The sequence below is a fragment of the Chitinophaga jiangningensis genome (assembly GCF_900142605.1).
Taxonomy (GTDB): Bacteria; Bacteroidota; Bacteroidia; order Chitinophagales; family Chitinophagaceae; genus Chitinophaga; species Chitinophaga jiangningensis.
Genome location: NZ_FRBL01000003.1, coordinates 213,793 through 226,184 on the forward strand (window position 1 = coordinate 213,793; position 12,392 = coordinate 226,184).

General features: G+C 50.7%; 6 protein-coding genes. 3 read left to right on the forward strand and 3 right to left on the reverse strand.

Annotation, left to right across the window (positions count from 1 at the left end):
• Window positions 1-51 precede the first annotated feature (51 nt).
• The 3 genes from BUB18_RS29620 to BUB18_RS08420 are packed head-to-tail and all read right to left on the reverse strand — an operon-like array spanning window position 52 to window position 5,884.
• Window positions 52-3,426 (reverse strand): hypothetical protein, encoded by a 3,375-nt coding sequence (locus BUB18_RS29620; protein ID WP_073079863.1) that lies wholly within the window; start codon window positions 3,424-3,426, stop codon window positions 52-54.
• Window position 3,427: 1 nt separating this feature from the next.
• Window positions 3,428-4,687 (reverse strand): collagen-like domain-containing protein, encoded by a 1,260-nt coding sequence (locus BUB18_RS30140; protein ID WP_073079864.1) that lies wholly within the window; start codon window positions 4,685-4,687, stop codon window positions 3,428-3,430.
• Window positions 4,688-4,735: 48 nt separating this feature from the next.
• Entirely contained in the window at window positions 4,736-5,884 is a 1,149-nt protein-coding gene (locus BUB18_RS08420) for a glycosyltransferase (protein WP_073079866.1), read from the reverse strand.
• A gap of 504 nt (window positions 5,885-6,388) precedes the next feature.
• Here BUB18_RS08420 and BUB18_RS08425 point away from each other — a divergent pair.
• Genes BUB18_RS08425 through BUB18_RS08435 form a run of 3 tightly spaced genes read left to right on the forward strand, consistent with a single transcriptional unit; the run spans window position 6,389 to window position 12,315 of the window.
• Window positions 6,389-9,484 carry a SusC/RagA family TonB-linked outer membrane protein gene (locus tag BUB18_RS08425; RefSeq protein WP_073079868.1) on the forward strand — a complete coding sequence of 1,032 codons (3,096 nt, stop codon included), beginning with the start codon at window positions 6,389-6,391 and terminating at the stop codon, window positions 9,482-9,484.
• Between the two features lie 14 nt (window positions 9,485-9,498).
• Window positions 9,499-11,004, forward strand: coding sequence for a RagB/SusD family nutrient uptake outer membrane protein (locus BUB18_RS08430; protein WP_073079869.1), 1,506 nt, complete (start codon window positions 9,499-9,501; stop codon window positions 11,002-11,004).
• Window positions 11,005-11,007: 3 nt separating this feature from the next.
• Window positions 11,008-12,315 carry a glucoamylase family protein gene (locus tag BUB18_RS08435; RefSeq protein ID WP_083549604.1) on the forward strand — a complete coding sequence of 436 codons (1,308 nt, stop codon included), beginning with the start codon at window positions 11,008-11,010 and terminating at the stop codon, window positions 12,313-12,315.
• Window positions 12,316-12,392: the final 77 nt, after the last annotated feature.

The following is a 12,392-nucleotide window of genomic DNA, read 5'->3' on the forward strand; positions in this document are numbered from 1 at the left end:
ATATCAATTATTTATCGGTTAGATAATAGGGTCGTTAGGGTATTCATCACGTCAGGGCTGCTTTTGCTTATACATCGCATACCAGCCCAGGGCATGTTTGTCGCCCGGAGCAGCAGGGTCACCAAACAAATAAAAAAGCGTGTTGCCACTCGGTGGGAGCTTCAGCAAGCCAAGGAATTTCAATGCGATATCTGTAAATATCAGCATGAAACTTTTTTGTCCTTCGTCACCGGCCTGTGTTAAACGTATCTGGCCAATCGACAGCGTGAGCACCGTTTGCAGACTAATCATTTTTCCACCACCGTTGCTGCCGGGCAGTGCAATGCCTAGTCCTGCCTGATAGCGCTCTCCTTTGCTCTCCGCACTCCAGGATAGTAACAAATAGGAATTCAGTCCAATGTTACCTGCCAATGCGCCCGGTGTACCCATGTTGAGTTTCAGCCGTAAGCCATACCAGCCTTTGTTTCCAGGGCCTGCCAACGGCATGTCGGAAATAATATCGAGGTAGCCGCTATCCTTCGGCGTCTTTTTTTCTGCTGCCGTTACCAGGTTTTCAAGGCCTAGCTGCAACTGGTTATACAACCCTGTTGCACGAACGGTACTCACATTAGGTGCAGGGTTAAACCGTATTTCTTCAGGATCAAAGGAGAGGTTATTTTTTCCAGGCTCCTTATCATTATACAGCATACGTATACCCAGGTTGGCGAAGTTCAGGCCCTTACGCAGCGAATCCTGCCCGGAATCATTTCCGAACGAAAACAGGTCATACACTGCACCTTCGGGTGTTTTTAGTATGTTGAAGTCGATGTAACCATTCAGTGCAAACCAGCTTTCCTGTTGGGTTGCATTGGCTTTGGAGCGACTACTCAGCACTGCTCCCGTGATCTCTACTTTATGGATGATGTTATTGTCGAGATAAAATGCATCATCATTTTTACTGCTCAAACTATACACCGGCTGCCCTTGCGTGATTTGCAGGTTACCGGTTAGCAAAACGTTTCTGTAGAGGTTAGCCGGGTCATATACCCGCGACACATTGCAACCAAACAACTGGTTTAACGTGAGCTGTGCATAGCTCTCGAACCCCTTTACAGCTGTATTCTCGAACAGTACCTTCAGTGCCAGCAGCTTGAAATCATAATTGGTGAGGGAACCGGGCGCAATGGCTTTAATAGGCATCGTGTCCTTAAATCCGGGGTCCAGGTAGTAGATCAAACCAAAAAAGGAGGAAGGCTTTTTCAGCTCCGGAATGCCGGCGCTGCTGAGCTCCACCGGGCTCACCTCAATTCCCAGGTGATGCGCGTTGAACTCCGAAGGGTCCGATACACCAGCGATAATACCGGAGAGGTTTTTCGGCATATCGGTAATGTCTACACGTAAAAACAAAATGCCCGTCCAGGTTTCGCTGGTGGCAATCGTTCTGAATTTCTCAAAGTAATCGCTGGTTTGGGCACAGCCATCACGGAAGTAATCCTGTAGCCAGTTGGAAAGGATCACCAGCTGTCCTGAATCCGGCGTGCCGCCTGTTTGAGGTATGGAGAAGTCATTGGCCTGACTCCACTTTTTAGGATTGGCTACCAGGCAATTGGCTACGTTGTCCGGATCATAGAGTTTTCCTTTACGGCCCTTGAAAATGATGATGTTGCGGTAATCGCCATAACGCTGATTGGTACCGGTGTTAACGGTTAACTGCCAGTCGCCTATGGTAACTTTGTTGGCAAAGCCCTGCAGGTATTCCGTGTTGCTGACCACTAAAAACACATCACTGGACTGCATCGCAGTGATGACCTCCTCTTTGGGATTGTTGAATGCAATTTCGTCCATACCATTTTTCCCAAGGAGAAACTGGTTCCATTGAACGGCGGTACCGTCATTGCTTTGCGTGGTTTTAGCCAGAATGCCGCCTGGCGTGGTGGCATATTTTATTTCTGCGGCCGCCGCGTTCACCAGGTGGGCATTTGTAGAGCTTTGTTTGGTTATCGCAAGTCGCCTTTGGGGAGATATTACGATTGCTTCCAGCGCAGTGATGTCGGCCAGGGACATATCCTGCGGCTGCGTGCCGCCTGTTACACCCGCGTAGGGAAACAGGGGGAAGAACTGTTTTTTATCTGCCTTAAATGAGAAGGCAATATTCGTTGGGTCCAGTATACCGGTACTTTCATCCTTGCCTTTTGCATACAGCGAAGCACCGGCAGGTTGAGCCACATAAGGCACCGCCGCGGCGGATGGGGTATACAAGGTAGCCCAGGAGGTATAGTAAGCCGCTGAAAACGGCGACGCCAGCGCATCACTGGGGGCCGCTACCGGCGACGCCAGTACGAAAGGGAAACGTTGTACACAGGCCGGCTGTGCCGACTCAAAACGTAATATATTCGTACCCGTTAGTGTAAAGAATTCCGTACCGGATAAGCCACCTGCCAGATTTGGTGTAGTCGTATCCGTTAGTACCTGGAAATCGCCCTCCGGCGCCATATAATAAGGCATATCATAGCCGGGCGGCAATTCGCACAGCACATAGCCCGCCGGATGATCCGTATCTGTTAGCGGCAGTAATTTTACCGGCGCGCCAAAAACGGAACCGAAATTGGAGAGCTTCGCAAGTGCATTGCCTGACACGATCTCCACCTGGTTATACGGCGGCTCATCCATTTTTTTTATTTGATACGCAAAGCCTGCGTAAGTAAATTTTGTTCTCTTCGGATTGTAGGGATCAATAGGGTCATATTTCATATGATATCCCGTGTAAACCGTTGGCGCATCTTCCTGCGTAGCGGCAAACAGGGGATAGCAGCAGCCCTGAAAGTTCCCGGGTGTTTCAGGCCTGGATACGAAAGAATAAAAGCCTTTTTGTGGTACGGATGCTCCGCGCTGCTCATCGTTTTGCGCAATGTCGGCCAGTATACAGCCGCGGGCATCGGTGGTAATGGGAATAAACACGTTTTTCTCCGGCACCGGCGCAGAAGTTTCGGCCGTGGGCGGGTAGGTAATGGTGAGTCCCTGCAGCGTAGCCGATTCATTCAGTGTAGCCGTTACCGGGCTCACTGCCGCTAACAAAAATGAGGCACTGAGTATCTCCACAGAAAAATTGGCGGACAACACAATTCCTTTTTCCTTATCCGGTTGCAGCAACAGTTGCTGAAAGTTGATATCATCACCTATTGTAGCCCAGGCCACAGAAGTATGCGCGAGTGTTCCTGCGGGAAACGTTTTTTGCAACGCGTCCATTAACCGTTTCAGGTCTTTTTCCTCCGGCGTGCTTTTCACGAATAGCAACAGTCCGATGTGTGTGGACCAGGCGTCCGCGTAGCTGAGCGTGTCCGGATAAGTAGCAGCCTCAGGTAAATAGTATCCGAAGAAGTTGAGGGCTGTACCTTCTTCGGCGGATATATACAGTGCCGTTTGCTGATAGCGTTGGAATTGGTTCATACTATTCAAATTTGAAAGCCACAATTTTATCTTCCGACCAGTAGCCGCCGCCGAAGTTGTAGAGCGACTGATAAAATCCCTGACTGCCGTTTACATTCTGCCCCGCGATGTAGCCGTAAGTTTTGTCGGCTCCGGATTTATTTTCCAGTAGTATGGTACCGGTGAGTACAGCGTAGGTAGCACCCGTCATCAAACAACCACTCGCCAGGTTTCCGCCAATCACGTCCTTTGTAGGAGTAGTGGAGCCTGGTGCATCGGAGAAGGTGGACCTGAGCCAGGCAATACCGCCGGAGGTACCGTTGGTGCTCATCAGCATGGTAACGATCACGGCATGCTTGCCCGGTGATAACCTGATAGAGCTTCCGGTGGCTACAAACCCGGCGATGCCAGGTGGTATCGATACTGGTCCTTTTATAACGCCAACGGTTACACTGCCGGTTACTTTTCCCGATGGTCCGGTTGGTCCCATTGGTCCGGTAGCCCCCTGTATACCTGTTCCTGTATCCCCTTTGGGTCCTGTAGGCCCTGAGCTGCCATGAACGCCGGTGGCGCCTTGTACACCGGTGGCTCCCTGTGGTCCGGTAGCACCCTGAATGCCGGTACCGTTATCTCCTTTCGGTCCTGTAGGTCCCTGCACGCCGGTAGCACCCGGATCACCCTTCGGTCCTGTAGGCCCTTGCACGCCAGTAGCACCCGGATCTCCCTTTGGTCCTGTAGGTCCCTGTACACCGGTAGCACCCGGATCTCCCTTTGGTCCTGTAGGTCCCTGGACACCTGTAGCACCCGGGTCACCCTTCGGTCCTGTAGGGCCCTGCACACCGGTAGCACCGGGATCTCCTTTGGGTCCTGTAGGTCCCTGTACACCAGTAGCACCCGGATCCCCCTTTGGTCCTGTTGGTCCTATTGGCCCGGTAGGCCCTTCGGGTCCTGTGGAACCCACTGGTCCTGTAGGGCCGTTGGTGCCTTGTGGCCCGGTTGGCCCTATAGGCCCCGTAGGCCCGGTAATGCTGTTCGCTATTAATGTAACCCAACCTGTAGGTCCTGTAACGCCGGTAACGCCTTGCGGGCCTGTAGGTCCCGTAGCGCCCTGAGGTCCGGTGGGGCCTTCCGGTCCCGTTGGACCCACAGGTCCTGTAGGGCCCACTGGCCCGGTAGGTCCGGTAGTGCCCTGTGGTCCGGTAGCACCGGTAGGTCCGGCCGGACCTGTAGCGCCGGTGGCTCCCGGCGTATCAGCAACATTTTGCAGCTCTTCTGTAGCCATAATAGGTGAGGTTGTGGGATTTATAATTGGAGTATGTGATAGTTATAATCAGGGCATAACGATGGACTCCTGCGGCGGATAACTCCTGCGCAGCCAGTCCAGATCCGTACGCTCCGGCGTTCGCTGATACCAGCCCTTGTCCCAGAGGTCATACAGCATATTGAAATATTCCTGGTACATCAGCGCTACCCGGTCCACGCTGAAATTCTCCATTGCCCAGCTCCGGCAGGCTTCCGGATTTATCGCGTCAATATTTTCAGCGGCCCGGCAAAACTGATCAAATGTCCGGCAACGGTAACCCGTTATCCCGTGCAGTATATTCTCTCCAAATACTCCCCAGTCACTACTGATCACAGGTGTGCCGCTCATAGCCGCTTCAATACTTACACCACCAAAGGGCTCTAGGTAATAGGTAGGCATGAAAACTGCGCGGGCTTTGGATAGCAGCGCCTTCCTGGTAGCTACGTCTGCAAAGCCAACATGTTCTACATGGCTATCCCTGATAAATATCTTTTCCTGCTCATTTTCGAGGGTGCCTTGTCCTGCAATCAGCAGCCTGGCCCCAATTTCACGTGTGGTTTGCACAGCCACATCCACCCCCTTGCGATGCGTAATGCGACCGAGGTATAAATACCAATCCTCTTTCTGATCTGAAAACGTAAAGTCCTCCGGATCAAAAAAGTTGGGAATCACTGCATCATACCAGTTACCATTACGTATCTGATGCAGGCCATAAACATGCGCCATCCAGGTATAGGATTCAAACACCCTGTATCGCGCAAAAATGCTTTCATAACCAACTCCTGATTCCACCACCATCATATCCTCTCCAAAGGCTTTGGCAATGGGCTCGTGGCCCCAGCCCCAGGCGCAGAGGAGGAAGTCCTTCGGCTGCTGCCTCGCTTTGACAGCGGCAACCGTTTCCTGATAAAATGTTTGGTGGTACTGATCTTTGGTGTCAAAACGGAATTGCTCCGTATGAAAATTAGTAGCATAATGCTGCTGTCGTAAGCTTTCGCTGACCACATCAACATGTTCGGTGCAAACAGGATTACTCCCTTCGCAACCGTAATGATACACCTCATGCCCAAGCCTGGTAAGCATTGCGCAGAGTTTGTAGACTTTCTGGGTATAAGCACAACTGATATACAGCTGACTGGTGACCGTATGAGGGATACCGGGGATATGAAATCTCATGGGATTCGTTGTGTTTTCTGGATAGTAAGGATCGTATTTTGAGGCTACCTTTTATACCGCTGCTTCCATTCACATTACCCTAATAACGTCGTCTATAAATGTCCGTTATTTTTTGCCATTTACAAAAAAGATATCTAAAAACGGGGAAATGTACAGTTATTACCCCGTGTTTTCACGGTAAGCTGTTGCTGTTTTTTGGGGAGATATTAGCGCCGCGCAAAAACAGCTGTAAGTAGTACCTTACTGTCAGTGTTGAAAGGCTGCCCATCCCCGCAACGGCAGACGTGAACTGCCCCTTGTACCAGGCTGAATACCATTGCCAGCCATTGTTTCACGAACTTGTAATATTCGTGCAATCATTTGTCTATATCAGCTATTAGCAACCTTATACGTAACAAATCCGCGTACACCGCTGTTTATCTATTTGCAAGATGCACAACCAAATCAATCGGTCGGCAGAGATTGCCACATCACTTTCTATTCGTACATAAAATAGCAGTAGTTATGAGAATAACCGTTACAAAGATCTGCAGTGTAATCCTGACGGGGATATTATTGCTCTCCCTGTCGGCAAAAGCACAGCAACAGCAAACAGAACCGGTGAAAGGTACAGTAAAGGACTCCGCAACAGGTGAATCGCTGATAGGCGTAACCGTAAGAGTACAAGGCACCAGCGCCGGCACCACCACCGGACCAGACGGTTCCTTTACCGTTAGGATTCCTGAGTCATCCGGTACCCTCGTCATCTCTTATCTCGGATATGTATCAAAGTCGCAGGTTGTTAATGCCGGTCAGACTAACATCAACATCCTCCTCGCAAAAGATCAAAACCAGCTGGGCGGCGTGGTAGTCGTTGGTTATGGCACGCAACGCAAAAAAGATGTAACGGGCGCCATTGCCTCCGTAAAAGGAGAGGAGCTCGCCAAACAACCGGTGCTCACTGCCACACAGGCTATGCAGGGCAAGGTAGCCGGTGTGCAAATCATCAACTCCGGCCAGCCCAACACGCAACCACAGGTACGTGTACGCGGTACGGGTTCCGTGATGGGAGGTGCAAATCCACTCTATGTTGTGGATGGTGTACTCACCGATGATATACGCAACATCAACAATGCAGATATCGTAAGCATGGATGTACTCAAAGATGCTTCTGCAGCCATTTATGGAGTACGTGCAGCCAACGGCGTTGTGATCATCACTACGCGCAAGGGAAAAGCCGGTAAAATGGAAATCCGCTACGATGGCCAGGCCGGATTCCGCGAAGCGGCACATCTTGTAAAGATGGCAGACAGAAATCAATACATCGATTATATCAAAGATGCTGCCCCGGCCAAAGACCCGAATACGGATGCAGCGGCATATGGGGGCTCCACCAACTGGTACGACGCCCTGCTGCGAAAGGCTTTCCAGATGAATCATAATCTTTCCGTATCCGGTGGCTCCGACAAATACACGTATTATTATAGCGCCGGCTATATCCAGGACGATGGAATCGTTCAAACAAATACTTTCAAACGTTTTACCTTCCGCGCTAACAACGACCTCAATATCTCTGAAAAATGGAAATTCACTTCGCAGATTTCTTATTCCAGAGGAAGTGGTCAAAACGTTTCCCTCTTCGACATCTACGGTAATATTTACCGCGCGGCACCGGTGGTACAGGTAGAAGATGGTGGCCGCTACGGTAACACTTCCGCCTGGGGCAACGTGGCAAATCCCATGCTGCAGGTAGATAAAAAGAATTACCTGCAACAGGATTCCCGCCTGCAGGGAAACATCGCACTGGAATTTACACCGGTGAAATGGCTGAAGCTGCGTTCTGCATTTAATGCGGACCTGCGCTGGGGATACGACCGCGTATACAACTACCAGTTCCTCAACGATGATAAAACCTTCCTGGTAGCCGGTGGTAACCAGCGCCAGGATAACAGCAAACTGCAAATCAATGATAGCCGCCAGCAAGGCTGGGTGTGGGACAACACCGCCACCTTCGATCAATCATTCGGTAAACATAACCTCACGGTGTTAGCCGGTTCTGTTACAGAAGGGTTTTATAGCACCTTCCTGCTCGGCTCACGCATCAACGTACCGGCGCAAAAAGACCTCTGGTACCTAGACCTGGGCGATCCGAACGTGCAGTCCACCCTCTACAACCGCGGCGATAAATACGCCCGCCAATCGTTCGTAGGGCGCGCTGCTTACAATTATGATGATCGCTACCTCATCAGCGCCTCCATTCGCGCAGATGGCAGCTCTAAGTTTAAAGAACGCTGGGGTTACTTCCCAACCGTGGGCGTAGGCTGGGTATTAACACAGGAAGCATTCATGAAAGACCAGAAAGTATTCGACTTCCTGAAGTTCCGCGCCAGCTGGGGCCGGTTAGGAAATGATAATATTCCTACCAACGCATATATCAACACGGCTACGGTAAACCTGCCGTACTTCTTTGATAATAGCATCACACAAGGTATAGCGCTGCAGGATACGAAAGACAACGGCCTCAAATGGGAAACCACCACACAGTTCGACGTAGGCTTCGAATACAGTCTGCTCGACGAACGCCTCAGCGGTGAACTCGACTACTACAGTAAAAAAACATCTGATGCCCTGATCGTGGTGAACATCCCGAGTATCCTGGGCGACCCGGATAATACCTACATCACCAATGCTGCTTCGTTTAAAAATACAGGTTTCGAGTTCTCTGCCAACTGGAAAGATGACATCTCCAAAGACCTGAGTTATAATATAGGTGGTAATATTTCCTTTAATAAAAATGAAGTGACCAACCTCGCCGGCGGACAAGCACTGCTGGGTGGCGGTGTAGGCCAGCAAAGCTATGTAACCCGCACGGACAACGGACAGCCGGTAGCCAGCTTTTATGTGTTGGAGTCGCTGGGTATTTACCAGAACCAAAGTGAAATCGACAGTGATCCCAATATTAAGAATGACCCTAACAAAGGTAACATACGCCCGGGCGACCTGCGTTATAAAGACGTGACCGGCGATGGTATCATCAACGCCAGCGACCGGCAGTTTGTAGGTTCCTATCAGCCTAAATATTTCTATGGTTTTAATCTCGGTTTAAAATATAAGGGATTTGATTTTTCGGCAGATTTCTATGGCAGCAGTGGCAATAAAATCTATAATGGCAAAAAAGCTTTCCGCTTCGAAAACACGGATAATATTGAGTCGGATTATGAAAACAATCGTTGGAAGGCGGATCGCCCATCCAATACGGATCCCCGCCTGATCACTTCTAACCTGCCCGCCTCTACGTACTTTGTGGAGTCCGGCAATTTCCTTCGCTGTAATAATCTTACCATCGGTTATAACCTGCCGGAGCAAACCCTGAAACGCATGGGTCTTACCAGGTTCCGGGTGTATGTTACCGCGCAAAACCTCTTTACCATCATGAAGTACACTGGTTTTAGTCCGGAGCTGCCAGGTGGTACCATCGACTACGATAATAGCATCAACAACCGCGTAAACACGGCCACCAACACCACGAATAACTCTAGCGGCATCCTGGATGCAGGGATTGAGCTGAATGCTTATCCTATCACCCGCACGTTTGGATTTGGTGTAAATGTTTCATTCTAAAAAAAAAGTAACTTATGAAGAAGATATATGCATTAGCTGGTGCCGCGTTAATCACTGCGATGTTTGCCTGTAACAACTACCTGGATGTAAAGCCGCAGGGGCAGATTGATGAAGAAGCTGCTGCCGGAGATCCGGCTTCCGCACAAAACCTGTTGACAGGTATTTACAACAATATGTGGGTGGGAAAGCTCCATGGTTTTCCGTTTATCGGTGTAACCAACATTGCTTCGGATGATGCGGACAAGGGAAGTAGTCCGGACGATGCGGCGCCTACGCAGGGGCAGCTGGATAACCTTACTATGGATGCGAACAACACGACGTTTAACGACCTTTGGTCCGGCTATTACCAGGCGATTGCGAGGGCTAATAAGGCACTGGACGCGCTGGAATCATCCACCTCGCTGGATGCCGCCACAAAGAGTCGTTACCAGGGGGAGGCACATTTCCTGCGGGCTTACTTTTATTTCAACCTGGTGCGCATATTCGGCGGAGTACCCAAAGTGGATAAGGTGTTAACGCCCGCAGAAGCTGCACAGGACCAGTATCAGACACGTGCTACTGCCGATGAAATTTACCAGCTGATTATCGCTGACCTGGAGTTTGCGTTAACCAACCTGCCGGCAAAGGGAGCCAGTGGGAGCCAGGTGGGCAGGGCTACCAAGGGGGCCGCTGCCGGTATGCTGGCGAAGGTAATGCTCTATCGCCGTAACTGGCAACGGGCCTATAGCTTGTCAGATTCTGTCATTACCGGTAAGGTAGGACCATATGCACTGGCCACTGATTATGCCACCATCTGGCGGCAGTCCGGTGCCAATAACACCGAGTCTCTCTTTGAAATTCAAACCGGTACCAACGCTACCTGCGATGCGGCAGTGGAAGTATACAGCAACAGCCAGGGACCACGTGCCGGTGGCAAGCGTGGCTGGGCTGACCTTGGCTGGGGCTTTGGCGGGCCTTCGCTGAGCCTGGTGAGTGAGTACGAAGCAGGTGATAAGCGTTTAGCCGCTACGGTTATATTTGTGGTGCCTGGTGGTACGGTGCTCTGGGATAATTTTCGTATACCCGGCAGAGATAGTGTGGAAAATGACCGCTACAATTACAAAGCGTATCATAGTCGCACACAGGAGCAGTTTTGCGGCAACCAGGATCGCCTGCCAAAAAACTTACGCATCCTGCGTTTAGGCGAAGTATTATTAATTCATGCAGAAGCGGCCCTTGCATTGGGCAATGGCGGCGCAGCGGCTACCGACATCACAGCATTGCGGCTACGTGCGGGATTGGCCGGTAAGGGCACGGTAACCCTTCAGGACATCTGGCATGAAAGACGCGTGGAGTTGGCGATGGAGCACGACCGCTATTTTGAACTGGTACGTGAGGAAGGGCTGGTGCCGGGAACAGCAGTGGCGGCTTACAGCAGGCATGGCAAAACCTTTGTGGTAGGGAAAAATGAAGTTTTTCCGATTCCGTTTACCCAGATACAATTTAGTCAGGGTAAGCTTCAGCAAAATCCTAACTATTAGTATATGGTGTTAAGATCGATGATAACAGTATGGTTGCTGGCGTGGGTATTTACCGCCGGTGCCCAGCGTAAGAAGGAAGCAGCCCGGCCGCAGCTGGGCGATTCCGCCTTACTAACGTTGGTGCAGCAACGTACTTTTGACTACTTCTGGAAATTTGCGCACCCGGTATCCGGGTTGGCGCCGGAGCGTACACCCACGCCGGAAACCGTTACCATAGGTGGTTCCGGCTTTGGGGTGATGGCCATTATAGTAGGTGTGGAGCGGGGCTTCGTTACCCGGGAACAGGGGCTGGACCGGCTTCTGAAAATTGTGAACTTCCTCTGGAAGGCGGACAACTACCATGGTATATGGCCGCACTGGATGAATGGCGCTACCGGTAAAACGATTCCGTTTGGCCGCAAGGATGACGGCGGCGACCTCGTGGAAACAGCTTTTATGTTCCAGGGCCTGCTGGCAGTAAAACAGTATTTCAACCGGGATACGCCTAAAGAAACGGAGCTGCGTAATAAAATCACGTGGATGTGGAATGATGCGGAGTGGAGCTGGTATACGCAGGGCGGGCAGAGTGTATTGTACTGGCATTGGTCGCCCAACAACGGATGGAGCATGAACCACCAGATCCACGGCTGGAATGAATGCCTGATCACTTATATACTTGCAGTGGCTTCACCCAACTTTCCTGTATCACCTAAGGTGTATCACCAGGGCTGGGCGATGAGTAATTATTTTTATAACGGTAAATCCTATTATGGCATTAAACTGCCGCTGGGCTTTGATTATGGCGGCCCGTTGTTTTTTGCACATTATTCCTTCCTCGGGTTGGACCCGCGCGGACTGAAGGACCGTTATGCGGATTACTGGGAGCAGAATAAAAATCATACGCTGATCAACCGGCAATACTGCATTGAAAACCCTAAGCACTTCAAAGGTTACGGGCCTGACTGCTGGGGACTTACGGCCAGTGATAACCATGAATTTTACAATGCACATTCGCCTACGAATGATTTGGGTGTGATTACGCCAACGGCTGCATTGTCGTCGTTCCCATATACCCCTGAATATTCCATGCAGGCGCTGAAATATTTCTACAACAAGGTAGGGAACCGCTTATGGGGCGAGTACGGATTTTACGATGCATTTAATGAGTCCGTGGGCTGGTATGATAATCAGTACCTCGCCATTGACCAGGGTCCCATTGTGGTGATGATAGAGAATTACCGGAGCGGGTTGTTATGGCGGTTGTTTATGTCGAACCCGGAGATACAGGAGGCGTTGCGGAAGTTGGAGTTTAGTAGTCCGTGGTTGAAATAAAGGAACGGCAGGCGGGGAGCCTGCCGTTTGTTTAAGACGTGGATTCTTCACAAATTTTGAATGCCTGCTTAACCTGG

Coding starts and splice junctions, on each gene's coding strand:
- BUB18_RS29620 (WP_073079863.1), bottom strand. CDS start 3,426: ATGAACCAATTCCAACGCTATCAGCAAACGGCACTGTATATATCCGCC.
- BUB18_RS30140 (WP_073079864.1), bottom strand. CDS start 4,687: ATGGCTACAGAAGAGCTGCAAAATGTTGCTGATACGCCGGGAGCCACC.
- BUB18_RS08420 (WP_073079866.1), bottom strand. CDS start 5,884: ATGAGATTTCATATCCCCGGTATCCCTCATACGGTCACCAGTCAGCTG.
- BUB18_RS08425 (WP_073079868.1), top strand. CDS start 6,389: ATGAGAATAACCGTTACAAAGATCTGCAGTGTAATCCTGACGGGGATA.
- BUB18_RS08430 (WP_073079869.1), top strand. CDS start 9,499: ATGAAGAAGATATATGCATTAGCTGGTGCCGCGTTAATCACTGCGATG.
- BUB18_RS08435 (WP_083549604.1), top strand. CDS start 11,008: ATGGTGTTAAGATCGATGATAACAGTATGGTTGCTGGCGTGGGTATTT.